Annotated in this window: 30 protein-coding genes and 2 tRNA genes; 15 read left to right on the top strand and 17 right to left on the bottom strand. The window is 40.4% G+C overall.

What is annotated here, in order from left to right:
- The first annotated feature begins 15 nt into the window (after window positions 1-15).
- Both L3V41_RS13820 and L3V41_RS19950 read left to right on the top strand, forming a co-directional pair.
- The gene (locus L3V41_RS13820; protein WP_062568951.1) at window positions 16-510 is read left to right on the top strand and encodes an MgtC/SapB family protein; all 495 of its coding nucleotides are present in this window, start codon (window positions 16-18) and stop codon (window positions 508-510) included.
- Between the two features lie 356 nt (window positions 511-866).
- Entirely contained in the window at window positions 867-992 is a 126-nt protein-coding gene (locus L3V41_RS19950; RefSeq protein WP_267135624.1) for a hypothetical protein, read from the top strand.
- Between the two features lies 1 nt (window position 993).
- On the opposite strand, the gene L3V41_RS13815 is transcribed toward L3V41_RS19950, so the two are convergent.
- Both L3V41_RS13815 and L3V41_RS13810 read right to left on the bottom strand, forming a co-directional pair.
- Window positions 994-2,193, bottom strand: a complete 1,200-nt coding sequence (locus tag L3V41_RS13815) for an ATP-binding protein (protein WP_237127942.1) — start codon at window positions 2,191-2,193, stop codon at window positions 994-996.
- 115 nt (window positions 2,194-2,308) lie between these two features.
- The gene (locus L3V41_RS13810) at window positions 2,309-3,319 is read right to left on the bottom strand and encodes a helix-turn-helix domain-containing protein (RefSeq protein ID WP_237127941.1); all 1,011 of its coding nucleotides are present in this window, start codon (window positions 3,317-3,319) and stop codon (window positions 2,309-2,311) included.
- Window positions 3,320-3,446: 127 nt separating this feature from the next.
- Here L3V41_RS13810 and L3V41_RS13805 point away from each other — a divergent pair, with 127 nt between their 5' ends.
- The gene (locus tag L3V41_RS13805) at window positions 3,447-5,345 is read left to right on the top strand and encodes a beta-ketoacyl synthase (protein WP_237127940.1); all 1,899 of its coding nucleotides are present in this window, start codon (window positions 3,447-3,449) and stop codon (window positions 5,343-5,345) included.
- A 59-nt stretch (window positions 5,346-5,404) separates the two neighbouring features.
- Here L3V41_RS13805 and L3V41_RS13800 read toward each other — a convergent pair whose 3' ends face one another.
- Window positions 5,405-5,821, bottom strand: coding sequence for an MgtC/SapB family protein (locus L3V41_RS13800; protein WP_062568955.1), 417 nt, complete (start codon window positions 5,819-5,821; stop codon window positions 5,405-5,407).
- 220 nt (window positions 5,822-6,041) lie between these two features.
- Here L3V41_RS13800 and L3V41_RS13795 point away from each other — a divergent pair, with 220 nt between their 5' ends.
- Window positions 6,042-7,535 (top strand): BCCT family transporter, encoded by a 1,494-nt coding sequence (locus L3V41_RS13795; protein ID WP_237127939.1) that lies wholly within the window; start codon window positions 6,042-6,044, stop codon window positions 7,533-7,535.
- A gap of 98 nt (window positions 7,536-7,633) precedes the next feature.
- Here the strand turns inward: L3V41_RS13795 and fghA are convergent, their stop codons facing one another.
- Window positions 7,634-8,470, bottom strand: a complete 837-nt coding sequence (gene fghA / locus L3V41_RS13790; protein ID WP_237115173.1) for an S-formylglutathione hydrolase — start codon at window positions 8,468-8,470, stop codon at window positions 7,634-7,636.
- Window positions 8,471-8,525: 55 nt separating this feature from the next.
- Complete coding sequence (locus tag L3V41_RS13785; RefSeq protein ID WP_062568960.1) at window positions 8,526-9,647, bottom strand: S-(hydroxymethyl)glutathione dehydrogenase/class III alcohol dehydrogenase; 1,122 nt, start codon at window positions 9,645-9,647, stop codon at window positions 8,526-8,528.
- A gap of 110 nt (window positions 9,648-9,757) precedes the next feature.
- On the opposite strand from L3V41_RS13785, the gene L3V41_RS13780 reads away from it, so the two are divergent.
- The 5 genes from L3V41_RS13780 to L3V41_RS13760 all read left to right on the top strand — a co-directional run bounded on the left by L3V41_RS13780 (window position 9,758) and on the right by L3V41_RS13760 (window position 14,409).
- Window positions 9,758-10,639, top strand: coding sequence for a LysR family transcriptional regulator (locus L3V41_RS13780; protein WP_083515300.1), 882 nt, complete (start codon window positions 9,758-9,760; stop codon window positions 10,637-10,639).
- A gap of 89 nt (window positions 10,640-10,728) precedes the next feature.
- Window positions 10,729-11,946 (top strand): lipoprotein-releasing ABC transporter permease subunit, encoded by a 1,218-nt coding sequence (locus L3V41_RS13775; RefSeq protein WP_062568962.1) that lies wholly within the window; start codon window positions 10,729-10,731, stop codon window positions 11,944-11,946.
- Window positions 11,939-12,637, top strand: coding sequence for a lipoprotein-releasing ABC transporter ATP-binding protein LolD (lolD, locus tag L3V41_RS13770; protein ID WP_062568963.1), 699 nt, complete (start codon window positions 11,939-11,941; stop codon window positions 12,635-12,637). The genes L3V41_RS13775 and lolD overlap by 8 nt, the downstream gene beginning before the upstream one ends.
- On the top strand, window positions 12,627-13,871 hold the full coding sequence (locus tag L3V41_RS13765) for a lipoprotein-releasing ABC transporter permease subunit (RefSeq protein WP_193988956.1): 1,245 nt from the start codon (window positions 12,627-12,629) through the stop codon (window positions 13,869-13,871). Before lolD ends, L3V41_RS13765 begins: the two co-directional genes overlap by 11 nt.
- Before the next feature lie 91 nt (window positions 13,872-13,962).
- Complete coding sequence (locus L3V41_RS13760; RefSeq protein WP_062568965.1) at window positions 13,963-14,409, top strand: DUF4826 family protein; 447 nt, start codon at window positions 13,963-13,965, stop codon at window positions 14,407-14,409.
- Window positions 14,410-14,464: 55 nt separating this feature from the next.
- On the opposite strand, the gene L3V41_RS13755 is transcribed toward L3V41_RS13760, so the two are convergent.
- The 12 genes from L3V41_RS13755 to L3V41_RS13700 all read right to left on the bottom strand — a co-directional run bounded on the left by L3V41_RS13755 (window position 14,465) and on the right by L3V41_RS13700 (window position 22,448).
- Complete coding sequence (locus tag L3V41_RS13755) at window positions 14,465-14,923, bottom strand: GNAT family N-acetyltransferase (RefSeq protein WP_062568966.1); 459 nt, start codon at window positions 14,921-14,923, stop codon at window positions 14,465-14,467.
- A gap of 12 nt (window positions 14,924-14,935) precedes the next feature.
- Complete coding sequence (locus L3V41_RS13750; protein WP_237115179.1) at window positions 14,936-16,081, bottom strand: cupin domain-containing protein; 1,146 nt, start codon at window positions 16,079-16,081, stop codon at window positions 14,936-14,938.
- A 73-nt stretch (window positions 16,082-16,154) separates the two neighbouring features.
- The gene (purB, locus tag L3V41_RS13745) at window positions 16,155-17,525 is read right to left on the bottom strand and encodes an adenylosuccinate lyase (protein WP_237127938.1); all 1,371 of its coding nucleotides are present in this window, start codon (window positions 17,523-17,525) and stop codon (window positions 16,155-16,157) included.
- 33 nt (window positions 17,526-17,558) lie between these two features.
- The gene (gene hflD, locus L3V41_RS13740) at window positions 17,559-18,161 is read right to left on the bottom strand and encodes a high frequency lysogenization protein HflD (RefSeq protein WP_062568969.1); all 603 of its coding nucleotides are present in this window, start codon (window positions 18,159-18,161) and stop codon (window positions 17,559-17,561) included.
- Window positions 18,161-19,261: a tRNA 2-thiouridine(34) synthase MnmA gene (mnmA, locus tag L3V41_RS13735; RefSeq protein WP_062569399.1), complete on the bottom strand. Its 1,101-nt coding sequence runs from the start codon at window positions 19,259-19,261 to the stop codon at window positions 18,161-18,163. Before mnmA ends, hflD begins: the two co-directional genes overlap by 1 nt.
- 87 nt (window positions 19,262-19,348) lie before the next feature.
- Window positions 19,349-19,783, bottom strand: coding sequence for an NUDIX hydrolase (locus L3V41_RS13730; RefSeq protein WP_062568970.1), 435 nt, complete (start codon window positions 19,781-19,783; stop codon window positions 19,349-19,351).
- A complete protein-coding gene (locus tag L3V41_RS13725) occupies window positions 19,776-20,423 on the bottom strand; it encodes an rRNA large subunit pseudouridine synthase E (RefSeq protein ID WP_062568971.1) in 648 nt (215 codons plus the stop codon). The genes L3V41_RS13730 and L3V41_RS13725 overlap by 8 nt, the downstream gene beginning before the upstream one ends.
- Window positions 20,423-20,752 (bottom strand): sulfurtransferase TusE, encoded by a 330-nt coding sequence (gene tusE, locus L3V41_RS13720; protein WP_062568972.1) that lies wholly within the window; start codon window positions 20,750-20,752, stop codon window positions 20,423-20,425. Before tusE ends, L3V41_RS13725 begins: the two co-directional genes overlap by 1 nt.
- A gap of 3 nt (window positions 20,753-20,755) precedes the next feature.
- Window positions 20,756-21,022, bottom strand: coding sequence for a DsrH/TusB family sulfur metabolism protein (locus L3V41_RS13715; protein ID WP_062568973.1), 267 nt, complete (start codon window positions 21,020-21,022; stop codon window positions 20,756-20,758).
- Window positions 21,019-21,375 carry a sulfurtransferase complex subunit TusC gene (gene tusC, locus L3V41_RS13710; protein WP_062568974.1) on the bottom strand — a complete coding sequence of 119 codons (357 nt, stop codon included), beginning with the start codon at window positions 21,373-21,375 and terminating at the stop codon, window positions 21,019-21,021. Before tusC ends, L3V41_RS13715 begins: the two co-directional genes overlap by 4 nt.
- Window positions 21,372-21,725 carry a sulfurtransferase complex subunit TusD gene (gene tusD / locus L3V41_RS13705; protein ID WP_062568975.1) on the bottom strand — a complete coding sequence of 118 codons (354 nt, stop codon included), beginning with the start codon at window positions 21,723-21,725 and terminating at the stop codon, window positions 21,372-21,374. Before tusD ends, tusC begins: the two co-directional genes overlap by 4 nt.
- A gap of 57 nt (window positions 21,726-21,782) precedes the next feature.
- Window positions 21,783-22,448, bottom strand: coding sequence for a Bax inhibitor-1/YccA family protein (locus L3V41_RS13700; protein WP_062568976.1), 666 nt, complete (start codon window positions 22,446-22,448; stop codon window positions 21,783-21,785).
- Window positions 22,449-22,707: 259 nt separating this feature from the next.
- Between L3V41_RS13700 and L3V41_RS13695 the strand changes: the two genes are divergently transcribed.
- The 6 genes from L3V41_RS13695 to proQ all read left to right on the top strand — a co-directional run bounded on the left by L3V41_RS13695 (window position 22,708) and on the right by proQ (window position 25,002).
- A tRNA-Ser gene (locus tag L3V41_RS13695) sits at window positions 22,708-22,798 on the top strand.
- Between the two features lie 44 nt (window positions 22,799-22,842).
- Window positions 22,843-22,933: transfer RNA gene (locus L3V41_RS13690), tRNA-Ser, on the top strand.
- A gap of 146 nt (window positions 22,934-23,079) precedes the next feature.
- Complete coding sequence (locus tag L3V41_RS13685; RefSeq protein ID WP_062568977.1) at window positions 23,080-23,475, top strand: hypothetical protein; 396 nt, start codon at window positions 23,080-23,082, stop codon at window positions 23,473-23,475.
- Between the two features lie 125 nt (window positions 23,476-23,600).
- Entirely contained in the window at window positions 23,601-24,059 is a 459-nt protein-coding gene (locus tag L3V41_RS13680) for a GAF domain-containing protein (protein WP_062568978.1), read from the top strand.
- Window positions 24,059-24,337, top strand: a complete 279-nt coding sequence (locus L3V41_RS13675) for a hypothetical protein (RefSeq protein WP_062568979.1) — start codon at window positions 24,059-24,061, stop codon at window positions 24,335-24,337. The genes L3V41_RS13680 and L3V41_RS13675 overlap by 1 nt, the downstream gene beginning before the upstream one ends.
- Window positions 24,338-24,351: 14 nt before the next feature.
- Window positions 24,352-25,002, top strand: a complete 651-nt coding sequence (gene proQ, locus L3V41_RS13670; protein ID WP_062568980.1) for an RNA chaperone ProQ — start codon at window positions 24,352-24,354, stop codon at window positions 25,000-25,002.
- The last annotated feature ends 10 nt before the right edge of the window (window positions 25,003-25,012 follow it).

Here is a 25,012-nt window from a genome sequence, read left to right as displayed (position 1 = left end):
TGATTTGGAAATACAGTGACACTGAGTAGTTTATTTGATATTGCCCCTTATTCTTGGTCAGCAATTGGTAGTGCCGCATTTTGCGGCGCAATTATTGGTATGGAGCGTCAATTACGCGGTAAGCCGGTGGGTATTCGAACCTCCGCATTAATTGTATTAGGGACTTATTTGTTTTTAGCAACGGCTTTTATGTTACATGGTGATGTGATTGATCATTCCCGTGTGGTTGGGCAAATAATTACCGGCATTGGCTTTCTAGGTGCCGGTGTTATGTTAGCGAAAGATGGCGCAGTGGTTGGTGTTACGTCTGCGGCGACCATTTGGGTACTGGCATCTATTGGCGTTGTGATTGCCACTGATAACTTACTCGCCGCGATAAAGCTCTCAGTGTTAGTCGTTGTTATTTTATATGGTGTTGATGTGCTTGAAGCCAAGTTTAAAAGCTTAGGGCGTGGAGTGCACGCACAGGTAAAACGCTATTCAAAGTTGTATTATCGTAAAGAAAAATGATCAAAAGTTAGCCATAAAACAACACTAAATGGGAAATAAAATTAATGGCACCTTGTTACGCAATAAAGTTTACAAGGTTTATTGCTGGTTGATTACCAAATTCCTGAGTTTGATAGCCGGAATAGCTTCGATAAATTACAAGCACAGTTAGTTAATTGTGAACACCTTAGTTAGGTGCCTACAAATAATAAGCCTGAGGCCTATAAGCTTGGTTACAGATTAGAGAATAAAATTTCTATAGCTGGCTTGGTGCAGTGGTGCCAAAATTGCTAGGGAAGGGGATTGCACAGGCATTATTGAAAGCGCAAGAAGCGTGAGGTAAAGAACATGATTATGATGCTATTAATGTGAAATTAATGAACCGTTTTCCTGCAATGCTGAGTATGCTGATAAAAAACGGCTATATCATTGCGGGTTATGAACAGAAGGGTAACCCGCACATTAGTAAAACTTTATTTAGCAAAGAGATTGCATCTAATTAAGTTATTTTGGCAAGCTAATTACAAAATGTGCACCTACATCACTTTCTTGTACACAAATATCACCTTGCAATTGTTGGCTCACTATTTTTTTCGCGATACTCAGACCAAGTCCCATACCCGATTGATTATTTTTGCCTTTATAAAACGGGGTAAAAATGGAGTGTTTTTCGCTGCTGTTAATGCCGATGCCGTTATCTATATAGTGAATTTTTAATACTTCATCAAAATCAAAAATATCAATCTCAATTGCTGGGTTATCGATTGTGCTAAATGCATGTTCAATGGAGTTTTGCAGCAATATAAACAGTATTTGTTTAAGTAAATCAGTCGCTACTTCACATTCGCTATGTGGATCCTGATATTTCACTGTAAGTTTAATATTCTGATGCTTTATTTTTTCTTCTAAATGCTCAGTGAGTGATTCAGCAAGTTCAGCTAAGGACATAATCGCTTTGTTTGATTGTGGATTAGGGTAAAGCAAGTCCTGCAAAATGCGGATTTTGTACGCACACGTTGATAAGTTTCGATTTAACAATTCACTGGTGTTTATTATTGTGCTTAATGTGTTTTGTAATGCGAGTTCACTTAATCTTTTATGCAGCAGTTTGGTTTGTGTCTCTTTTACAGCCAGCTCTGTTACGTCTACTGCAGTGATGCAATTACCAAGTGGGGTATTAACTTCATGAGCAATCCCTCTAATTAAGGTAGCAAGTTCTGCAAATTGCTGTTGTGCAAACGCTTGTTTTTGCTGATACAGCAACTTGAGCTGTGTTTCAAAACTTTGCTTTATTGTTTCAAGAAGCTTGATCACAGACTCGTTATATTCGTGTGGTTTGCTATCGAGAATACAAATAGTGCCAAATGGAGTCGTATCTCCAGCACTAATTGGCAAGCCTAAATACGAAATCATATTAAGTTTTATGTCAGGATTTTCCTTCCAGTCATCATCAATCAGTGCATTTGGAATATTAAGCAGTGTTTGGGTCTTTATAACATGTTCGCAATAAAGGCCTGAATCTTCTAATTCTTCGCTGTCACCAATCTTATAGGGATTATCTTGATAGTCATTTTTCGAAAATACGCTAATAATGTTGTTTTCGACTTTCATTACTAACGCAACAGGAACATTGGCAAACAGGGCTAAAACTTCAAGCGTTTTATTCCAACTCTGCACTAACTCATCATAATCAGGTTGATACATTTATTGGCTCAAAATAGTGAGATACAACTATTTAAAAGCTTAGTAATAATTTCTAAATCAGCAACTTAAAAAGGCAGTATTGGTGTTAATTTTTCAATTAATTAACACAGGCACTTTAGCCAAAGAGTTTTCGTCTCACCACAGTACGGTACTCACTGGGCGTTTGTGATAACACTTTTTTAAAAACTCGGGTTAAATGACCTTGGTCATTATAGCCAACTTCCAGTGCCACTTCTTGAATCGATAAGTTTGATGAAGCAAGTAATTCTTTAGCTGCTTGTACGCGTAGCTGCTGCCAATACTCAACGGGCGTTTGGCTGGTGGCTTGGCGAAATCGCCGAGTGAAGGTGCGATAACTTAAGCTAAATTGTGCCGCAACTTCATGCAGAGTTAGCTCAGAGGTTAAATTGTTTTTTAGCCAAAACTGGATCTGCGCGATAAGTTCATCAGGGTGTTTATCAACTGCGCCTTCTAGATAACGTTGATCTTCATAGGGCTTACGAATTTCATGGGAAAAGTTGCGCTCAACATGTTGTGCCGCTTCTCGGCCATAATATTGGCTGATAATATGAACTATCACGTCTGCAAGGGCATTTAAACTAGCAACTGTATACATGCGCTCAGATTGTGTGATGAAAAAGTCAGGTTTAAGCTGCACATTTGGGTAATCCCGCTTAAATTGCTCTGCATAATGCCAATGAGTCGTCGCAGGATGACCGTCCAATAACCCAGCCTCAGCAACTAAGCAGTTGCCGGTCCCCACACCAACAATATGGCTTCCTTGCTGCCAAGAATCACTAAGCCATTGTATTAATTTCTGTTGTTTGCTCACTACTGGACGCGGGTTACGCCAAATACCAGGCACAATAATCAAGTCACTGGTGGGGGCTGTGACAGCTTCGCAGTCAGGCACAATAGCAAGGCCTGTACGATTGGGGATGGCATTTAAGTTACTTGCTACCAAGTTAATGTTTAACGGCCTGAATTCTTCTGATTGCGAATGGCTTTTAGCAAAAGCTTCGCCCGCTCTGAGCATTTCGATAGGCAGAGTTAAACTGGTTATTAGCAAGTGAGGATAAACCAATATACTAATTTCTATCGCTTTTGCTTGTTGAAGACTCGTCACTCAAATTGCTCCGACCAGTTGATTTTGGCTCATTATGCAGGTTATTTGGCTATTTAAGCATAAACTGTGCGGGTTAATCCATTTAAACTTGACTTAATTCTCGTAACACGTTTTCTCAAGGTTAATTATGACAGCATTACCCGTTATTGTTGGTATGGGTGGTATTAATGCCGCTGGCCGCACTTCTTTTCATCAAGGTTATCGTCGTATCGTGTTAGACAGCTTGGACGCTAAAGCCCGCCAAGAAACATTTTTAGGTTTAGCGACACTCATGAATTTAGTCACGCTGACTGACGGTGTTTTAAAAGATGTAGATGGAAACACTGTTAATGAAGCTGATATTGAAGCTCGATTCGGTGAGCAGGTTTTAGCTGGTACGCTTATTCGTAAAATTGAAAAAAATCATTTTGACGTTGACGCCACACCTTGGCAACAAAAAATGACGCTAACCGCATCAGATGAGCAACAGATTGTATTTGAAACGCGTCGTCGTGATTTACCAACGCCAGTACCTGAAAGTTGGTTAGTTGAAGACCTTAGCGATAAAAAAGTAAAAGTAACTATTAGTGCTGATATTGCAGTTAAACATGACAGCACTCGTGATAATCCTATTAAAGCAGCTGGTCAGTTACCAACAGGTTTTGAACCTGCAAATATGTACAACAGTCGTTATCAACCTAGAGGCCTTCAAGCAACTATTTTTGCCGCAACAGATGCAATTCGCTCAACAGGGCTTGATTGGCGGCATGTTATGAATAGCGTTGAACCTGATCAAATTGGCACTTATTCAGCCTCTGTTGTTGGACAAGTAGATGACGAAGGGTTAGGTGGTTTAATCCGCTCACGTCAGCAGGGCGACCGTGTAAGTACTAAGCAATTAGCACTTGGCTTAAATACTATGTCGACTGACTTCATTAACGCGTATGTGACGGGTAATGTCGGTACAACATTTACCACATCAGGTGCGTGTGCGACATTTTTATATAACCTACGTGCTGCGGTAAATGATATTCAAGCGGGTCGTACTCGTGTCGCGATTGTGGCATCGGTTGAGTGTGCAATTACACCTGAAATTGTTGAAGGTTTTGGCAATATGAGTGCGCTTGCTAATGAAGAAGGACTCAAGCGTTTAGATAACACAGAGGTGGTTGATCACCGCCGTACAAGCCGTCCATTTGGCGAGAACTGTGGCTTCACAATTGGTGAGGGAGCACAGGTTGTTATTTTGATGGATGATGCCCTTGCTTTAGAACTCGGTGCAGACATTCAAGGTTCCGTTGCTGATGTATTTGTTAATGCAGATGGTATTAAAAAATCAATCACCGCACCAGGTCCTGGTAATTATATTACGATGGCTAAATCAGTCGCGCTGGCTAGTAGTATTGTTGGCCAAGAAGCGGTGCAAAAACGTAGCTTTATTTTGGCGCATGGCTCAAGTACGCCACAAAACCGAGTTACAGAATCACTTATCTATCATAAGGTCGCAGAGACTTTCGCAATAGATAACTGGAAGGTTGCTGCGCCTAAAGCCTATGTTGGCCATACGATTGCTCCTGCTAGTGGTGACCAGTTGGCTATGGCATTGGGCGTGTTTAGTCACAATATTATGCCAGGTATCACGACAATTGATAAAGTCGCTGATGATGTGTATAGCGATCATTTAGATATCCGCACTGAGCATTACCAGTGTGGTGCAATGGATGTCGCCTTTATTAACTCAAAAGGGTTTGGTGGTAATAATGCGACAGCGACAGTGCTTTCACCTGCGGTTACATTAAAAATGTTAGCAAAGCGTCATGGTGATGCGGCCATGGCACAATATCAAGACCGTCATACTCAGGTTGCACAAGCACAAGCTGACTATCAACAACAAGCTGATTTAGGTCATTATGAGCTAATTTACCGTTTTGGTGATGGTTTGATTGATGAAAACGAGATTGTAATGAGTGCTGACTCAATGACAATCCCAGGTTTTGATAAATCAATTGCGTTATCAAAATCGAACCCGTATCAGGATATGTTTTAAGATCAAGACATGTTTAAGCACATTCTTGACAGCAAGGCGCTTCTATAGCGCCTTTTTTCTTATTTAAAGCGTTTAACATATCGTAAGGTTACAAAATTGATCAACGCCATTAAAAAAGCTATTTCATAGCGGCTAAACGCAACGGCAATGCCAATTAAACCCATGTTCCAAATACTGGCTGCAGTAGCCGTACCATAGGTTGAATTTTTATTCTTTAGAATTGCGCCACCACCAATAAAGCCTATACCGGTGATAATTCCTTCAAGTACTTTTGATTCAGCCTCTGAGCTTGTTAAAACTGACATGCCAACTAATGCATAGCCACAGGATGCCACTGCAACCAGTGGAAAAGTTCTTAAGCCAGCTCCGTTACTGGTCTTTTCTCGATCAAAGGCCATAGGTAAGGCAAGTAAATAGGCAATACCTAGGTGAATTAAATTATCAATGACTTCTTGCCAGTCTAAATTAAAGTCCATTTATCAATTCCTTAAATATACACTCTGTTTACATAGCAAGTTTAATACCTAGTCAATATTTATAGAAAAATAAGGTAATTAGGACATCTAGCCGAGTTTTAGCGGATCTTAATTGCTATAATTTTGCGAATTTTACCCAGTAACGTGTCAAATTTTCAGACTGAGTTTATTTGCACACCGTCATGCACTTTTTAAAAGTGTTTAATATGTAGGCTATAATTTGAAACATTCAATCACCATGCTAGAAAAAACAGCACTGACTATTTGTATTTTTATCGCACTCATTGCTGCGGCACAGCCTGAGCTGATGACGTTACATATACAGCCTATGGTTCAACACGTCCTCTGCGTTCTAGGAAGTGGCTTTTTCCTGTTCGTGAACTTCTTATTATTTGCCGTTATCATTCTTTCATTTAGCCCCTTGGGGGGCCGAAAAATAGGCGGTGAGCATGCAAAAATTGAATATTCCAACTTTGGCTGGTTTGCCATGTTATTCGCAGCCGGAATGGGGTCAGGGCTGATCTTTTGGGGAGTTGCAGAGCCTGCAATGCATTTTATGAACCCTCCTTTAAAGCAAAGTCTATACCCTGACAGGTTAGCAAGTAGCCTTGCATTAACCCTTGTTAATTGGGGAGCTCATGCTTGGGCCTTGTATGCCGTTTTTGGCTTAGTGCTAGGTGGGTTGACGCAATACAGTGGTAACTCTGGAGATATATGTGCACCTGTTATGAGTGCGTTCGGAAATAAACTTAGCCTGCATAAAAAACGAGCAATGGCCTTTGCGATTAAACTAATTGCTGTTTTTGCTGTGTTCTTCGGCGTTGTTGGAACAATAGCAAACTCAACGTTACTTATTAGTAAGGGCGTTGAGGTTGAACTGGGTATTACATCACCTTTATTGATAGGCACAGTAATCGTAAGTGTATTATTTGTTATTTATACTTTATCAGCGAGGCTAGGCCTCAGAAGAGGGGTGCAATCGTTAAGTATCTTTAATGTCCTTTTAGCATTTTCATTATTGATTTGGCTGTTATTTATCGTGCCTGTCGCACCTATTGTGAAGATTGCACTAGATGGAACTGGTTATTATTTACAATTACTAGCTACAGGAACATGGCAGTTTGATAGTCAATTAAACACATCCACTTGGGCAACGCACTGGACATATAACTATTATTTTTGGTGGTTAGCTTGGGGGCCATTTGTAGGCGTATTTCTTGCCAACATTAGTCAAGGTAGAAAGGTATGGCAATTTATTTTGGCGGTTGTCGGTATTCCTACATGTGTCACGATTATATGGTTTTCTGTATTCTCTGGTGCTGCAATTGAGTGGGACAAACTAAACCAAGCCGGCATTTTATCAGCGATTAAGTATGACTACACTCAAGGGCTGTTTGTATTTTTTAATCAGTTAGGCTGGCAAGGAGGCGTTTTGATATGGAGTAGCTTGTTATTGCTTTTGGTGTTTGTTGCGACCTCGGCGGACTCCGCTATTTTAGTGATTAGGCAGCTTGTTCAAAATCAGTTTAAAAATGAGAGCACACTATATGCATGGTGTTTGGCGTTATTTATGTGCAGTTTTGCATTGCTTTTACAACAAGATGAGCCTTTAAATCGAAGTATAGCGATTTTAGGGGCTTTGCCATTTTTAGCTGTATTTATTTTGCAATTAGCAGGGTTTTTAAAAGAGTTTGTTCGTGACTTGTGTGCATAATACGAACATTTTTTACAGTAAAATATAAGCAGAGCAATATACTTAAAGCATCATTATGAGTGTGGGGAAATTGAATCCCCACACTCACCAAAGAGCAATTAAAGATATTGCTTATGGAACACTAAGTGCTCATCGATAAAGCTACTAATAAAAAAGTAACTGTGATCATAGCCTGCGTGCATATTTATCTCAGCGGGGTAATCTTTTTCATTTACTACTGCAAATAAGTTTTCTGTTTTAAGCTGCTCTGTTAAAAAGTTATCAGCTTCGCCTTGATCAACGCGTATTGGCAGGTAATTATCAGCTTCTGCCTGCTTCATTAGTTCACAGGTATCGTATTTAAGCCAACTGCTTTTGTTACTACCTAAATAGTTAGTAAACGCCTTTTCACCCCATAGGCAGTTAATAGGGTTTACAATAGGGCTAAAGGCACTGGCACTCACATATTGCTCAGGGTTTCTAAGGGCAATCATCAATGCGCCGTGACCACCCATTGAGTGACCTGCAATGGCTTTTTTATCACTGACGGGGAAGTGCGCCTCAATAAGTGCTGGTAACTCAGAAACAACATAATCGTACATATTGTAATGCACGTTATAAGGGGCCTCTGTAGCGTTCACATAAAAACCTGCGCCTTGGCCAAAGTCGTAGTTTTCATCATCAGGCACATTATCACCACGAGGGCTCGTATCTGGTGCAACGATTGCAATACCTAGCTCAGCCGCTTTTTTGAAGGCACCTGCTTTTTGCATAAAGTTTTCATCAGTACAGGTTAAACCTGATAACCAATACATGACGGGTACTTTGTTAGTTTCACTGGCACCAGGCGGTAAAAATATTGCAAAACGCATAGCACAATGGGTACTGCTTGCTTGGTGTGTGTATTGTTTATGCCAGCCACCGCTGACTTTTGTTGAGCTTATGTTTTCTAGCATAACCACATCCTTGAAACGAAGACGCTTGAGGTTAACCAAGCGTCAGGTTTATAGATTAATAATGAATGACTGAGCGGATGCTCTTACCCTCGTGCATTAAGTCAAAGGCTTCATTGATATCTTCAAGTTTCATGGTGTGAGTGATGAAGTCGTTTAACGCAAACTCACCATTCATATAACGCTCAACAATTTCAGGTAACTCAGAACGGCCTTTAACGCCCCCAAATGCGCTACCACGCCATACACGGCCTGTTACAAGTTGGAATGGACGCGTTGAGATTTCTTGGCCAGCACCAGCTACACCAATGATGACTGATTCGCCCCAGCCTTTGTGACAACATTCAAGTGCAGAACGCATAACATCAACGTTACCAATACACTCAAATGAGAAATCAACACCACCGTCAGTCATTTCAACAATGACTTCTTGAATTGGTTTGTCGAAATCTTTCGGGTTTACTAGGTCTGTTGCCCCCAGTTTTGTTGCCAAATCAAATTTGCTAGTATTGATATCGATACCAATAATACGGCTTGCGCCAGCCATTTTCGCACCAATAATCGCTGATAAACCAATACCACCTAGGCCAAAAATAGCCACAGTGTCGCCTTTTTGTACTTTAGCTGTTTTCGTGACAGCACCCATGCCTGTGGTAACACCACAGCCAAGTAAACAAATCTCTTCAAGTGGCGCTTCTTTGCTTACTTTAGCAAGTGAAATCTCAGGTAATACTGTGTACTCAGAGAAGGTAGAGCAACCCATATAATGATAAATCGGTTGACCATCTTTATAGAAACGAGTGGTGCCGTCTGGCATTAAACCTTTACCTTGTGTTTCACGCACTGCAGAGCATAGGTTGGTTTTACCTGATTTACACATCTTACATTCACCACACTCGGCAGTGTAAAGAGGAATTACGTGATCGCCTACTTCTACATGTGTCACACCTTCACCCACAGCTTCAACAATACCGCCACCTTCATGGCCAAGGATTGCTGGGAAAATACCTTCAGGGTCTTCACCAGATAAAGTAAATGCATCTGTGTGGCAAACACCAGTAGCAACAATCTTTACAAGCACTTCGCCTTTTTTTGGCATCATTACATCCACTTCTTCGATTGATAGTGGTTGATTTGGACCCCAAGCGATAGCCGCTTTTGATTTAATAAAATCAGTCATAACGTTCCCTTATAGTTGTTGGAAGTAAGTAATAAACCTAGTCTATTTTATTTATTTCACAATGAATGATAATCTCAGTTTTATTAAAACACTTTTACAATATGGTAATAATGAATCGTTGGCATGGAATCGATGAGTTTTTAGCGGTAGCAGAAACGGGTAGTTTTACTAGGGCAAGTAAAATGCTCGGTATGTCGGTAGCACACGTGAGTCGGTATGTAAGTCAATTAGAGGAGCGTTTAAATACACAGCTGTTGACGAGAACGACCCGCAAAGTTGTGTTAACCAAAGAAGGTGAAATATTTGCTCACCAAACAAAACAGCTTCAGCATGCAATGGATGATGCAACGGCACTGCTTGCTGAGCAGCAATTGACACCTAAAGGCACTATAAAGCTCACTGCTCCTGTAATGTATGGAGAAAGCTATATTATGCCTGCGGTGCATTCGTTTATGCAAAAGCACCCTGATATTGAAGTGATCAGCCATTTAAGTAATGAGCAAGTGAATCTACTCGAAGAGGGGTATGATCTCGCTATTCGGCTTGGTCATTTAAAAGATTCATCACTAAAAGCAAGGCGCATTAATCAGCGCAGGCTAGTTATTTGCTGTAGCCCTGAATATATAAACAACTATGGGCAACCACACAGTGTGAGTGAGTTACATCATCATCATTGTTTAATTGGTAATAACAGCTATTGGCGGGTAAAAGAACAAAACCAAGATAAACACATAAAAGTAGCAGGGCGCTTACAATGTAACAGTGGTTGGGCATTGGTCGATGCTGCAATTAAAGGGTTAGGTATTGTGCAACTGCCAGACTATTATGTAAATGAGCACTTAAATACGGGGAACCTCGTTGCTGTGTTATCGAATGTTGCGCCTGCACCTGAAGGTGTATGGGGGGTGTATCCACCAAGACAGTTTATTGCAACGAATGTAAAAGCATTGCTTGATCATCTTGTTGAGAGTGTTCAAGTATCGGATTTATAATTATTTTTTACAATTTCTCGCATCCCATCATGGCTAAATATATGCTAACATGAGCGCATATTTAGCCCTTGGATTACCCATAAATTATTATGTTTCAACCTGTTAGCCTTTTTATAGGGCTGAGATATAGTCGCTCTTCAAAGGGTAATGCCTTTATCTCATTTATTTCATTTTTTTCTATTGCAGGCATCGCTATTGGCCTGATGGCTCTTTTTACCGTTAGCTCGGTAATGAATGGTTTCGAGAATAATCTAAAAACCAATATGCTAGGGCTAATTCCTCATATTGAAGTCGAAGGGGATTCGCATTCAAAAGAGGCAATGGCGACCCTTAAAACTCAGCTAACAAACTCTCAAGATGTAAAACAAGTCAACCTATACCGTCATGGTGAAGCCATTTTACAAACAAATAAAGACTTACATGGTGTGTTGTTACAAGGGCTTTATGATGATGGAAACTCACTTTATCAGATTAAAGATAAAATTGTCGTGGGTGATTGGTCATTGGTTATGGATAAACAGTACCATATTGCTATAAGTCGTTATTTAAGTCGCAAGCTGGGTATCTCCATTGGTGATAAAGTACGAGTTATTATGCCAAATGCAAGCGCGTATACCCCCTTGGGCAGGGTGCCAAGTCAACGCTTATTTACGGTCGCAGCTTTATACGAAACGCAATCTGAAATAGATACCTCTTTAGCCTTCACCAGTGGTTACTCATTACAACGAGTTTTAAAAATAGCATCATCAGCAGCACCTAATTTAAGTGTATCCTTGTATGAGCCTTTTGCTGTTGAGGATGTTTTACAATCACACGGTCAGATGTTAGCTGGGTTTAAGTATTCAGATTGGCGAGACACACAAGGAACCCTTTTTGCCGCTGTTGCAATGGAAAAAAGAATCATGTCAATGCTATTGGGACTGATTGTTTTAGTTGCCGTATTTAATATTGTCTCAGCGTTGACCATGATGGTGAGCGAAAAGCAAAGTGAAGTCGCAATTTTACAAACACTCGGTTTAACGCCCAAGCAAGTACAACATGTATTTATGATACAAGGCTTGTATAACGGTTTTATCGGTACCAGTATCGGTGCTTTACTTGGGGTGTTGTTAAGTAGCAATATCAATGAGTTATTGAATATGTTAGGCATCAATTTATTAGCCGGTGTAAGCTTACCCGTTAAATTTGATGTTATGAGTTTGAGCCTAATTGCCGCAGGGAGTATTGCGATGAGCTTTTTAGCCACTTTGTATCCTGCCCGAAAAGCTGCAAAAGTGAATCCAGCAGAGGTATTACGTTATGAGTGATTTAGTCATCAATTGTCAGCAGCTGAACAAAGTTTATCAAGATGGCGATAACCAAGTCGAGGTATTAAAAGGGGTTGAGCTGGCGCTTAAACAGGGTGAAATGTTGGCCATTGTTGGCAGCTCTGGCTCTGGTAAAAGTACTTTATTGCACATTTTAGGAACCCTCGATAATGCAACAAACGGCACAGTCGAAATCAAAGGAAAGCAAGTTGGAAAGCTAAACCGTAAACAACAAGCTAACTTTCGCAACGAAAATCTTGGCTTTATTTACCAATTCCATCATTTGCTAATGGAATTCACTGCGATTGAAAATGTTGCTATGCCATTGCTTATAAAAGGCTTAAGTGCAGTTGAAGCGAACAAAAAAGCATTAATTATGCTTGATAAAGTAGGCCTTTCTCACCGCAGTGAACATAAACCTTCAGCGTTATCAGGCGGTGAGCGTCAACGTGTTGCCATTGCAAGAGCCTTAGTTACTGAGCCTGCTTTGGTACTTGCTGATGAACCAACGGGTAACTTAGACAAACAAAATGCAATTAAGATTTACGACTTAATTAAAGAGTTAAATAGCAGTCTCAAAACAAGCTTTGTCGTGGTAACTCATGATTTAGAGCTTGCAGATAAACTCGGAAAAATTGCTTATTTAGATGATGGTAAGCTTGCAATTAAAGAGTCTCATTATGTTGCTTAGTGCCTTTATTTCAAAACGTTTTCGCGCACACAGTGGTCGAAAGGATGGCCAAAATGGTTTTGTAAGTTTTATAGCAAAGGCTTCGACTATAGGTATTCTATTAGGGGTTGCTGTGCTTATTGTTGCGCTATCGGTTATTAATGGCTTTGAGCAGCAATTGGTGCATAGATTGTTGTCTGTAGTGCCACAAGTTGAATATGTCGCTCCTAATAAACCGATCAATGATTGGCAAAATAAAGTCAAATTACTGCATGAGCAAAATGGCGTTGCTGGCGCAGCGCCTTTTATTAGTGTAAGTGGTATGGCACAGTTTAAAAATGAACTGAAAGCGGTTGAGGTACGCGGCGTTGAAGCCGATTTAGAGAACCAAGTTTCTGCGCTTAATCAGTTTACTCATGGCCGTTTAGTAAGCCAACTACAGCAAGAAGATGTCATCTTAGGTCAACAAATCGTCAATAAGCTTGGTTTAGAAATTGGCGACCCCGTTACGTTATTGATCCCACAAATAAATCAACAAACGAGTAAGTTACTATCACCAAAGCGGGTGAGTTTAAAGCTTGTGGGTATTGTTAACATGGGCGGGCCTATTGATGAAACAGCTGCTTATATAAGATTAGATAAAGCACAAGCTGTGCTGGGTTTTACTAAAAACCAAGTAACGGGGCTTAGGTTAAAAGTGGATGATGTTTTTGCAGCACATCAAACGGCGATGCGGGTCGGGCAAGTTATCCCCGACTATGTGTATGTGTCTAGTTGGTTTAGAACACAAGGCAGTTTGTATCAGGATATTCAAATGGTTCGCACGATTGTTTATATCGTGGTGTTTTTAATTATTGCTGTTGCCAGCTTTAATATTGTTTCATCTTTGGTGATGGAAGTGCGCGAGAAACAGGCAAACATTGCTATCTTGAAAACCATGGGGGCACAAGATAGTACAATTTTGGCCACTTTTGTTATGCAAGGCTTTACTCAAGCCTTAATTGGAGTGCTGTTAGGTACTGTTATTGGTGTTATGGTGGCCCTTAATATAAGTGAGCTGTTTACTTGGTTAAGCAACCTAGCAGATGATAACCCGTTACAAGGTGTTTATTTTGTTGAGTTTCTACCGAGTAAGTTAGTTTGGCAAGATATTGTTGTTACAGTTTTTGTTACTTTTATTTTGGCTATACTAGCAACACTTTATCCAGCATGGCAGGCAACGAGAATTGACCCTGCAAAGGTGTTAGGTAACTAAAAGTGTGAATCAAGCTTAAATGCTCGCAAACACTTGCACCCCAGTATATTAAGCCTTAAAGTGTCCTAAATGCAGTAAAAGAGTAACCAATATGGAACAAAAACAAGCTAAGCCACTGACAGAAGAAGAGCAAGCACAAGCACACAAGCAAAGTATTATGTGGCAACGAGAATGTTTCCAGAACGCGCAAAAGCATTTAGCTGAAAAAGGTGTGATCCCGCAAACAGTCATTGAAAAAGAAAGCCGCTTTATTGCGCCACTAGTTGCTGTTTGGAAATTCAAAGCTCAAAATGGTAAAAGCTACTGGGTGGTGACGGGTCGTTTACCAACGGATCACGCCGAAGCGAGCGCAGCGAAAGATGCACGTGAAGCTTTACGCTTTTTTTCGATGCAATGGCAGCTTAAAGCAGACCAACTTATGCAATCAGGCGCAGTTGATAAAACAAAAGTTGATTTTGCAAACCTGTTGATAAATCGTGCACACGGTTTGTATGAATTATTTGAAAAAGATGATATGTGGCAAAATGAGCCAGCATAAACTGAGTTTACTGTAAAAAGCTGAATATAATTATTCAGCTTTTTATTTTGTATCGTTAATGCACCAAGGTGAATGGCCGCGTATCAAATTGTTTGATAGGGCAAAGCATTCGCTGTCTTGGAATACCAGCTTCCATGAACACTAAGCCATCTGCAGCAAAACCATTTTGTTTAAACCTGTCTACTTCGTTCAAAATGCAATTGATACTGACACAGTCGCACCCTTGTTTTTCAGCCATTTTAACTAAATAAGTTAATAGTGATTTATAGACAGAACGATTACGATGCTCAGGCAAGACAGCAATACGGCCTATGAGACCATCGTTACATAAACGCCCTGTAGCAACAGGGCATTTACCATCTTTTGTAACCAATACGTGGTGTGCTGTTTGATCAAGATGATCAAACTCTATGTGTTTCGGAATGTGTAATTCATATACAAACACACGTTCCCTGATTTGTTGTAAGAGTTCCTTGTCGATACTCCATTCAACTTCATCGATATGATAGCCCATAAACACACGCTCCTAACAAAACCAAATACCCTCATTTAAAAGTGTAGTAAAGGTTTTCAAGAAAATGTGATTATTTTTTGAACTATTTATGTCAGTAGCTGTCAGGCATGTGTGATCGGTAAGCTTTTTGATAAGTTCAAGTTCTTCTATATCATGCATATAGTTAACACCATTGATGCTTAATAGAACTTGTTCATCAATTATTTGGTAAATTGCCCGAGTGCCGCCTAAACGCTCAAAAATAACGTCGTCATCACTTAGAAGCGTAAGTACATCATCTAATGTATAAGGCTCCTCTAATGGTGCTAAATCCATTTCATGCTTTGGCTGGCTCATACTGTTGCCAAGCCAGGTCTTAAATACTGCGTCATCATTAATCGCAGCAATCATTAATTGCTTTACTTTTTCAGCTTCAGTTTGGTCAAGTTCACCTTTTGATGAGCGTAATTTAAGCTCTGCATCACTGTATCGTTGATTGCCAAGTTCAGTGTCAATCAAGTGATCAGCAAATTGTGATAATAAATCACGCTGATTAGGTGCTCTAAAACCAACAGAGTAATTAAGTGCATTCTCAACTGCATAGCCTTCATGTGGGCAACCCGGCGGGATATACAGAATATCTCCCGGCTCTAACACGCAATCGATAACCGCAGGAAATTGCTCAACTTGCAACAGACTTTTATTTTGCGCAAATTGTTTTAAATTCGCATCAGGCATACCAACTCGCCAGTGGCGTTTACCTTCACCCTGTATAATAAACACATCGTATTGATCTAAATGCGGGCCTACACCACCACCTGGGGTTGAGTAGCTGATCATCAAGTCATCGATACGCCAATTTGGAATAAAGCGAAATGGTTCCAGTAGCTGCGCAGCATCGTTATGCCAATGGTCAACTGCTTGCACGAGTAATGTTGAGTGCTTTTCAGTTAGCAAGCTAAAGTCTTCGAATGGGCCATGATATGCTTGCCAATCATCTGAGTGATTGGTCACAATACGTGATTCAATGCTTTCTTCCATGGCTAGACCGGCCAATTCTTCGGGCTCTATAGGATCAGCAAAATCTTTGAAGCCTTGCTTAATAAGTAATGGTTTTTTTTGCCAATACTCAGCTAAAAATTGCTCTTGGGTTAATGAATTGATGGTTAATTGATACATAACATGACCTAAGCGAATTAATATAAAAAAAGCGAAAGGAAGGCCTTTCGCTTTTTTAACTCTTAATTTGAATTTAAGCTAAGTTGTCGATGAACTCAACAGCACGACCAATGTAATTAGCCGGTGTTAATTTTTTCATTTCTACTTTTGCTTCTTCAGGTAACTCAAGACCATCGATGAAATCAGCCATGATTTCTTGGTTTACGCGTTTACCACGAGTAAGGTCTTTAAGTTTTTCATATGGCTTTTCGATACCATATTTACGCATTACCGTTTGGATAGGCTCTGCGAGTAATTCCCAGTTTTGATCTAGCTCTTCTAGTAAACGCGCTTCGTTTACTTCAAGCTTGCTAACACCTTTTAATGTCGCTTGGTAAGCGATGAGTGTGTAGCCCATACCCACACCTAGGTTACGTAACACTGTTGAGTCAGTTAAGTCACGCTGCCAGCGAGATACCGGTAGTTTTTGCGCAAGATGAGTAAAGATAGCGTTAGCAATACCTAAGTTACCTTCAGAGTTTTCAAAATCAATCGGGTTTACTTTGTGAGGCATGGTTGATGAACCAATCTCACCTGCGATTGTTTTTTGTTTGAAGTGGTTAAGTGCAATATAGCCCCAAACGTCACGGTCAAAATCAAGTAATACAGTATTAAAACGTGCAACTGCATCGAATAACTCTGCAATGTAATCGTGTGGCTCGATTTGTGTTGTGAACGGGTTAAATGTTAAACCTAGCCTTGTTACGAATTGCTCAGCGTGGCTGTGCCAATCGTAATCTGGGTACGCGCTAAGGTGAGCGTTGTAGTTACCTACAGCACCGTTGATTTTACCTAACATTTCTACATTAGCAATTTGGTCACGTTGACGCTTTAAGCGCATGTAGACGTTTGCAAACTCTTTACCCATTGTAGAAGGAGTAGCTGGCTGACCATGTGTGCGAGTCATCATTGCAACTGACTTGTATTCAACCGCTTTTTCTTTTAGTGCATTTAGAAGTTGGTCACAGTATGGAAGTAATACTTTGTCACGCGCTTCTGTCAGCATTAAACCGTGAGACAGGTTATTGATGTCTTCTGAAGTACATGCAAAGTGAATGAATTCGTTTACTGCGTTAAGCTCTGCGTTGTCTGCTACTTTTTCTTTAAGTAGGTATTCAACCGCTTTTACGTCATGGTTCGTTGTGCGCTCGATCTCTTTAACGCGTGCTGCATCAGCTTCACTAAAGTTATCAACAATGGCATTAAGTAAAGCATTAGCCTCGTCGCTAAATGCCGGTACTTCTTTGATTGCGCTAGCTGCAGATAAAGCTTGTAACCAACGAACTTCAACAGTTACACGGTATTTGATTAAACCAAATTCGCTGAAAATGCTGCGTAGTTCCGTGGTCTTGCTGCCGTAGCGACCATCTACCGGAGAGATAGCGGTTAACGCTGAAAGCTCCATAATGACTCCTAAATTGTTTAGTTAGAACGATAATTAAATATACTGTTTAGCAATAGCGAGAATTTTTCTCTTCGAAAAGAAAAAGTGACGGCGTTTACCGCCCATTTGTCGCCATAACACGGCACTACGAATTCCGGCTAAAAGTAAAGCGCGGATTTTGTTTTGCGTGAGTTGCTGCTTTAATAACTCTGGCTTGCCGTACACTTGAATACGATGCCCAAGGGGGCTTAGCACCGATGAGTAAATATCGGCAAGCGCTGCGACCACAGTATCATCTGTGATAGCAAAATGGTCGAGGCGACGCTTAACATCATCAATGCGACGACCTAATTCATTTAAACTGTTTTGTTTTGAACTTAATGCGCGCTCTAACTGCATTAAGCCACCCACATATTTTACGATTTCAACGTCTTTGTCAGAGCCAGCTGAAAGCTGGGCGATTAAAACACGGTAACCGTCACGTAAATTATGTTTACCCTGATATACATCTTCAGGGCTATTAGGTGATGTCTCAACAATACAGTTTAGTAATTTTTCTAATTCGTGATCACTGCCTTGGCCATATTGCGCAACTTTTTGTACTTGTTTGGCAACTTGGCACATGGCGGCTAAAGCCATGACTTGGTGTTCTGTCATTATTTGATCACCGAATCAATGATACCACCACCTAAACAGACCTCGTCAGCGTAAAATACGGCTGATTGACCTGGTGTAACTGCTTTTTGTGGCTCATCAAATAATACGCGTGCCATACCATCTTCACCAACGAGTAAAGTACAGTTGATGTCTTCTTGGCGATAACGGGTTTTAACAGTACAGCGTGTGGTGCCTTTAGGGCCTTCGCGGTCGACCCAGTGAAGTTGATTTGCATTTAAGCCATTGCTGTATAGGCGAGGGTGGTCTTTACCTTGACCAACCACTAATACGTTACGATCAACGTCTTTATCAACCACGTACCAAGGTTCACCCGAACCTTCTTTCATGCCGCCAATTAATAGACCTTTACGTTGACCAAGGGTGTGGTACATCAAGCCTTCGTGATCACCCACTTCATTGCCATCGGTATCTTCAATTTTACCTGGCTGTGCTGGTAAGAATTTTTGTAAGAAGTCTTTAAACTTACGCTCACCGATAAAACAAATACCGGTACTGTCTTTTTTATCGTGCGTAATTAAATCTTGTTCTTCAGCTATGCGGCGAACTTCAGGTTTGGCAATATCGCCAACAGGGAACAGTGTTTGCGCAATATGTTCATGGCTTAACGTGTATAAGAAATAACTTTGATCTTTGTTGTCATCAAGACCACGACACATGACATATTTATCGTCACGTTTTTCGCGGCGTACATAGTGACCTGTGGCAATGTAATCAGCACCCAAAGCCTCTGCTGCAAATTCTAAGAAAGCTTTGAATTTGATTTCTTTATTACACATGATGTCTGGGTTTGGCGTACGGCCTGCTTTATACTCTGCTAAAAAGTACTCAAATACATTATCCCAGTATTCGGCTGCAAAATTTACAGTGTGAAGCTCAATATCAAGCTTGTCGCACACAGCTTGTGCGTCTTTAAGGTCTTCAGCCGCAGCGCAATATTCATCATTATCGTCTTCTTCCCAGTTTTTCATGAACAGGCCTTCAACTTGATAGCCTTGTTGCTTTAATAAATATGCTGATACAGAAGAATCCACACCGCCGGACATACCCACGATGACTTTAATGTGACTATTTTCGCTCATAATATTCGCTGTCATTTTTTAACTGCTATGGAAAGGCCGGCATTATAGCATGCTTTTAGACGCCCAAACCAGCCAAAATCACAGCCGTTATTGGTAAATCAAACTCAGTGGGTAGGCGTTGCCAGCTAAATGATCTTCTATGCATTTTAAAACAAGCGGGCTTCTAAGCGGTAGGCTTTTAATTTGTTCAATGCTAAACCAATCTGCGCTGATGATGTCATCATCTTGGGGGGAGGGTACAAATAGCTCTGGGCAAATAAAAGCAAAGCTAAAACGCATATAGTGAACGCCATTAGCGGCATGTAAATTATAAATGCCAACAAGGTGGCTGGCATTAACCTTAATGCCCGTTTCTTCAATAAGTTCACGACGAGCAGCTTCAGCTAGGGTTTCATTAGCCTCTAAATGACCAGCAGGTTGGTTATAACAAATTTGGCCGGTGTATTTATCACGTTCTTTAACAAGTAAAAATTTGTCTTGGTAAGTCACGATAGCCGCAACAGTGACATTTGGTTTATGCATCAGGGTTGTTCACTACTTTAAACTGGCCCGTATCTAAATTATCAAGGGTATATTTACCTATGCTGTAACGAATTAATCGCAAAGTGGGGAAGCCAACATGCGCAGTCATCCGGCGAACTTGGCGATTACGTCCTTCAGTGATAGAGATTTCTAACCAACTGGTTGGAATATTTTTGCGCTCGCGAACGGGTGGTGTACGCGGCCAAATTGACGGCTCGTCAATACGTTTGACCTTGGCGGGCTTGGTCATGCCATCTTTCAGTTCTACGCCTTTGTTAAGGGCAAAGAGTGCCTCATCACTCACATCACCTTCTACTTGCACCCAATATGTTTTAGCTGTTTTTTTATTGGGTTCAGTAAGTGTGTGTTGTAACTTACCGCAGTTAGTAAGAAGTAAGAGTCCTTCGCTGTCTCTGTCTAGGCGTCCTGCTGCATACACGTCTTTAATATTAATAAAGTCGGCAAGTGTTTTGCGGTTTTGGTCATCAGTAAATTGGCAAAGTACATCAAATGGTTTGTTAAACAGCACCACTTTGCGTTGCTCTGGGCTAATTGCTTTTTTTACTTCTCGTTTTTGTGTAGGTCTCGAGTATGTTCGGCCACTGCTGCGACGCGGTTTATTTTTTGGTTTATTTACCATTAAATGCACCTAGCCGGTTTAGGTAAACCTGCAATTTTAGTTGCTTGCTTTGCAGGGCCTTTTGGAAACAGTTTGTATAAATACATACTGTTACCTTTTTCTTCACCTAGCTTTTGAGCCATTGCTTTTACCAGCATACGAATAGCGGGGCTGGTGTTGTATTCCAGATAAAAATCACGCACAAAATGCACCACTTCCCAGTGCTGTTCACTTAAAGTAATGTTTTCTTGCTCGGCAATAATAGGCGCAAGTTCTTCGCTCCAATCATTTGTATCAAGCAAATAACCTTGTTTATCCGTTTCTATTTGTTTGTTATTAAATTCAAGCATGATTTACCAAGTAATCGTGTTTTGAGCTGATAATGTGAGTCCTACAAATTCAGCATAGCTAATGTGAATATCACTTTCGTTTAGTGAGATGGCGCGTGCAATGGCATCTTCTTCCAATAAGTGCAGGGTAGCAGAAAATTGTTTAAATTGGTTGATGTTATAACAAGCATCACCAACCAAAAGTACAGCGTGGTTGCTATCAATCAAATTCTCAAGTGTATTAATGCAGTAATGCGATAAAGGTTTTGAAAAAATATGTAAGGTACTCATAGAGTCACCACTTGATGCTGTTGAGCTATTAGAGCACGCTGCTGTTCAAAGTTAGCAACTTTAACGTCAATAATGAGATTTTCCTTAGTTAAATTAAAATCCATAAGCGACTTCTCGCACACATATATGTTTTCAACATCATATAATTCAAGCGTTTTTATCATTTTAAAATAATTTTTAATACCTAACAGTTCAGGTTGTTGGTTTTTTTTAAGTGCCAGCACAGCATCCGCACTCAATAGCCAACTGATATTCTGATCAATAGCGGCGAAGATAAGTGCCATGTCGAGCGATTCCCGAATGTGTTGGTCGTCAAATGGAGCATGTTGACTTATAACTAAAACATTTTTCATTTAAATTGCACCCATTTATCTGCTTCACTGGCTAGCATTGCAAACTCAGCAAGCCCCGCAACGGTAAAAACACCCGTGTCTTGTGTGTCTAAACCGCGTTTTTCGGCTGCTGTAACGCATAACAATAGAGGAATTTCTTTTGCCGATAACTCTTGCCAAAGTTGCTTTACAGGTAGTTCATCGCTGGCAAGCTCTAAATGATTGCTCGCATGGAAAATCCCTGCTTGATATAAGAAAATAGCTGAAATGGTGTGGCCGCCTGCAATACAAGCTTCAGCAAACTTAATTAAGCGCTGTGTTGTATCATGATCAGTCGGTGCGGTATGAAGAGATAGTACAAATTGTGCCAAAACGCATCCAATAAAAAAGCCCCTAGAAAGGGGCTATTTTATCAGATAAATATCTATTTAGTCATCACTTGCGCCAAGTAGGTGTAGAAGTGATGTAAATAAGTTATATACATTTAAGTAAAGGGCAACAGTTGCGCGAATGTAGTTAGTCTCGCCACCGTTAATAATGCGGCTTGTGTCAAAGAGGATTAAGCCAGACATAATTAATACCACAGCAGCATTGATAACCATAAAGGTAACAGAGCTACCGATGAATAGGTTCACTAAACTGGCAATGATAACAACGATTAGACCAACTGTTAAAAAGCCACCCATGAATGAGAAGTCTTTTTTAGTCGTCAGTGCATAGGCTGATAGACCAAAGAAAATCAACGCGGTTGAACCAAGAGCCTGCATAATAAGTAATGGGCCGTTTGGCATTGCAGCATAGTAATTTAAAATAGGACCAAGGCCTGCGCCCATAAGCCCTGTAAATACGAATACCCAAGCGACACCAGAGGCTGAGTCAGCTTTTTTGTTGACTACAAAAAGTACACCAAATGCAATAAGGCTGAATACCAGACCCATGAAGTAAGGTAAATTCATCGCCATTGAAATACCGGCTGTCACTGCACTGAATGCTAATGTCATGGCCAGTAAGAAATAAGTATTTTTAAGTACTTTGTTAGTTTCAATGGTCGACATAACCGGTTTAGCGGTATTGTACGAGTGATTAAACGCCATTGTAGAGCTCCTTTAAATGAACTATTTAGTTCGTTAGTTCCAATTATTAAACTAAAACTAAGACTACCAAGAGTTATATATTTGGGCAAACCTTTGTAGTTCAATAGACACGATAAATAATTGAAAAGTTCAATGTTGTGCATAATCTAAACGTTGCTGTACTAATGCTGAGCAAATTAATTGTTTTTTAATCACTTAAGCATTTCTTTTGAAAAAAAGCTTCACAAAGCGCATTGGCTTATCTATTATGCACGCCGTCGGAGAGATGGCAGAGTGGTCGAATGCACCGGTCTTGAAAACCGGCAGGGGTTTGTAGCCCCTCTAGGGTTCAAATCCCTATCTCTCCACCATTATTACTAAGTTACTTGCATTAGCGAGTAGCTATTTCGCATTCGGAGAGATGGCAGAGTGGTCGAATGCACCGGTCTTGAAAACCGGCAGGGGTTTGTAGCCCCTCTAGGGTTCAAATCCCTATCTCTCCACCATCATTAAAGCCGCTGAATATTTCAGCGGCTTTTTTGTGTCTAATCCTTTCTCATCTTTAGTACGACTATTGTCGATATTTCGGATTTTCTCTAGTTAGTCCATGCTTATTACTTCTCGTATTATCTTTGTTAAAGTAGGAAATTTAATGAAACATCGTATAGCAAAGAGTGTAGGACTATCTTTATTATCGCCTGTGATCATTGGTTGTATCTTAGGCCTGTATTATGCGTTTACCTTAGAAGGAAATGGCTTGAGTATTTTCCTGAACCTTTTAGTGAGCGCCATCTCCAATGCCCACATTGTTGGCTTAACAATGGCGGCCTTTGTCGTACCCGGTTACTTACTTATGTATAAGTACGCGAAAGTGAACTATTCAGGTGTTTTAACTCTGGGTTTATTGGGAGGTGCTATTTTTAGTTACTTGCTTAGTGCCACCGCTGGCACGGCATTTATTGTGAATGCTCTTATGTCTGCATTAGCTGCAGGTTTATTCTTATTTGGATTAAGACAGGGCTTAGCAGTTCAAACTCCCCATCAATAGCAGAATATTTAATCAAGCTGACTGAAATTGAGGGCAAAATGTTTTTTTTTGCCTTTAAAAGGTTTCATTTATTGCCCACAAAGAGTACCTTTAGCTACTGTATGTTTAATAAGAAGTAGTTTGGTATGTCGAAGCAAAAATTTTACCAGTCGTTAGTTAAACAAACTGAATCGCTAATTAATGGTGAGTCAAATGTTATAGCGAATATGGCAAATATTAGTGCGCTTTTATTTACCTCGTTAGAGGATATAAACTGGGCGGGTTTCTATTTAATGGATTCGCCAGATGAGTTAGTACTTGGTCCGTTTCAAGGCAATCCAGCCTGTATTCGTATTCCTGTAGGCAAAGGGGTATGTGGTACGGCTGCTAAGACACAAGAAACACAATTAGTGGAAGATGTTCATGCATTTGCCGGTCATATAGCTTGTGATGCTGCATCTAACTCTGAAATTGTGGTGCCCATTTTCAAAGATGGTAAAGTTTTTGCTGTACTTGATATTGATAGTCCAAGTGTTGGGCGTTTCGATATAGAAGACCGCACAGGCCTAGAAGCACTTGTAAAATGCTTTGAGGCAAACCTGTAATGAAAGATCTGCTAAACGTGCAAGATTACCTTTTTTCCATTCAAGATGTTGGTGATTGGGAAGGAGAAGAAGAAGTTGTAGCCGAAAGGCTCAATGAGTTGATTCATATTGCTTGGGATCGTCTCCCTGACGACCTCGACTGCGAATCGATTGATGAAATTATAAATGGTATTTGGGAACACCTTCGAGGGGAGCTTGCACTTTTAGAGGCCGAATTCGAAGAGTTGACCGACTGGGTAACACACTATGTCGATTCATCACTTGATGAAAAGATGTAATAAAAGGTTCTAACATGGAAACCACAAACAAGCTAAAAGATATTAATGAAGTACTGGATTTCTTATACCAAGAATTTCCGCAATGTTTTAAACAAAAAGACGGCATTCAGCCGCTTAAAGTCGGTATCTTTAAAGATATCGCTGAGCGCATTGAAGGTTCTGAGAAAGTAAGTAAAACTCAGGTTCGTCAAGCACTTAGAAAGTATACCTCAAATTGGCGCTATTTAGAGGCAGTGACTAAGTCTGAGTTTCGTATCGATCTTGATGGTAATCAAGATGAAAAAGTGGAACAAGAACACATTGAGCACGCCCAAAAAGCACTTGAAGAAAGCCGCGCCAAAATGGCTAAGCGTAAAAAGCAGCAACGCCCTCGTAAAGATTCAGACACAAAATCTTACAAAAAGAACGCTGCTCAAAATGCCAAATCTGCTGATAAAGGCGCTAGAGTAGGTAATAAGCCTGCAAAAGCTGCACCTGCTAAACGTTCAGGAAAAGTTGAACCTTTACCTGCCTCTGAGGTCAAGGTTAATAGCAAAGTGAAAGTTAAACTTGGCCAAGCCCTTGTAAATGCTGTTATAACAGAAGTGAACAAAGATGAAGTTCATGTTGAGTTAGTAACAGGGATGCAAGTTAAGACCAAAGCAGACAGCCTGTATATCATTTAATAGCTGTAAA

Source organism: Pseudoalteromonas sp. L21 (genome assembly GCF_021728035.1).
GTDB classification, from domain to species: Bacteria; Pseudomonadota; Gammaproteobacteria; order Enterobacterales; family Alteromonadaceae; genus Pseudoalteromonas; species Pseudoalteromonas arabiensis.
Note: the sequence above shows the minus strand (reverse complement) of the source record. Positions and strands in the feature narration are given on the sequence as shown.

What these genes read in the sequence shown, in the direction of transcription:
- L3V41_RS13680 (WP_062568978.1), top strand. Translation starts at nt 23,601, where the DNA reads ATGTCGAAGCAAAAATTTTACCAGTCGTTAGTTAAACAAACTGAATCG.
- L3V41_RS13765 (WP_193988956.1), top strand. Translation starts at nt 12,627, where the DNA reads ATGTTGCTTAGTGCCTTTATTTCAAAACGTTTTCGCGCACACAGTGGT.
- L3V41_RS13730 (WP_062568970.1), bottom strand. Translation starts at nt 19,783, where the DNA reads ATGCATAAACCAAATGTCACTGTTGCGGCTATCGTGACTTACCAAGAC.
- proQ (WP_062568980.1), top strand. Translation starts at nt 24,352, where the DNA reads ATGGAAACCACAAACAAGCTAAAAGATATTAATGAAGTACTGGATTTC.
- L3V41_RS13715 (WP_062568973.1), bottom strand. Translation starts at nt 21,022, where the DNA reads ATGAGTACCTTACATATTTTTTCAAAACCTTTATCGCATTACTGCATT.
- L3V41_RS13675 (WP_062568979.1), top strand. Translation starts at nt 24,059, where the DNA reads ATGAAAGATCTGCTAAACGTGCAAGATTACCTTTTTTCCATTCAAGAT.
- L3V41_RS13750 (WP_237115179.1), bottom strand. Translation starts at nt 16,081, where the DNA reads ATGTATCAATTAACCATCAATTCATTAACCCAAGAGCAATTTTTAGCT.
- mnmA (WP_062569399.1), bottom strand. Translation starts at nt 19,261, where the DNA reads ATGAGCGAAAATAGTCACATTAAAGTCATCGTGGGTATGTCCGGCGGT.
- purB (WP_237127938.1), bottom strand. Translation starts at nt 17,525, where the DNA reads ATGGAGCTTTCAGCGTTAACCGCTATCTCTCCGGTAGATGGTCGCTAC.
- hflD (WP_062568969.1), bottom strand. Translation starts at nt 18,161, where the DNA reads ATGACAGAACACCAAGTCATGGCTTTAGCCGCCATGTGCCAAGTTGCC.
- L3V41_RS13805 (WP_237127940.1), top strand. Translation starts at nt 3,447, where the DNA reads ATGACAGCATTACCCGTTATTGTTGGTATGGGTGGTATTAATGCCGCT.
- L3V41_RS13800 (WP_062568955.1), bottom strand. Translation starts at nt 5,821, where the DNA reads ATGGACTTTAATTTAGACTGGCAAGAAGTCATTGATAATTTAATTCAC.
- L3V41_RS13755 (WP_062568966.1), bottom strand. Translation starts at nt 14,923, where the DNA reads ATGGGCTATCATATCGATGAAGTTGAATGGAGTATCGACAAGGAACTC.
- L3V41_RS13725 (WP_062568971.1), bottom strand. Translation starts at nt 20,423, where the DNA reads ATGGTAAATAAACCAAAAAATAAACCGCGTCGCAGCAGTGGCCGAACA.
- L3V41_RS13815 (WP_237127942.1), bottom strand. Translation starts at nt 2,193, where the DNA reads ATGTATCAACCTGATTATGATGAGTTAGTGCAGAGTTGGAATAAAACG.
- tusC (WP_062568974.1), bottom strand. Translation starts at nt 21,375, where the DNA reads ATGAAAAATGTTTTAGTTATAAGTCAACATGCTCCATTTGACGACCAA.
- L3V41_RS13760 (WP_062568965.1), top strand. Translation starts at nt 13,963, where the DNA reads ATGGAACAAAAACAAGCTAAGCCACTGACAGAAGAAGAGCAAGCACAA.
- L3V41_RS13785 (WP_062568960.1), bottom strand. Translation starts at nt 9,647, where the DNA reads ATGACTGATTTTATTAAATCAAAAGCGGCTATCGCTTGGGGTCCAAAT.
- tusE (WP_062568972.1), bottom strand. Translation starts at nt 20,752, where the DNA reads ATGCTTGAATTTAATAACAAACAAATAGAAACGGATAAACAAGGTTAT.
- lolD (WP_062568963.1), top strand. Translation starts at nt 11,939, where the DNA reads ATGAGTGATTTAGTCATCAATTGTCAGCAGCTGAACAAAGTTTATCAA.
- L3V41_RS13775 (WP_062568962.1), top strand. Translation starts at nt 10,729, where the DNA reads ATGTTTCAACCTGTTAGCCTTTTTATAGGGCTGAGATATAGTCGCTCT.
- L3V41_RS13685 (WP_062568977.1), top strand. Translation starts at nt 23,080, where the DNA reads ATGAAACATCGTATAGCAAAGAGTGTAGGACTATCTTTATTATCGCCT.
- L3V41_RS13700 (WP_062568976.1), bottom strand. Translation starts at nt 22,448, where the DNA reads ATGGCGTTTAATCACTCGTACAATACCGCTAAACCGGTTATGTCGACC.
- L3V41_RS13780 (WP_083515300.1), top strand. Translation starts at nt 9,758, where the DNA reads ATGAATCGTTGGCATGGAATCGATGAGTTTTTAGCGGTAGCAGAAACG.
- fghA (WP_237115173.1), bottom strand. Translation starts at nt 8,470, where the DNA reads ATGCTAGAAAACATAAGCTCAACAAAAGTCAGCGGTGGCTGGCATAAA.
- L3V41_RS19950 (WP_267135624.1), top strand. Translation starts at nt 867, where the DNA reads ATGAACCGTTTTCCTGCAATGCTGAGTATGCTGATAAAAAACGGCTAT.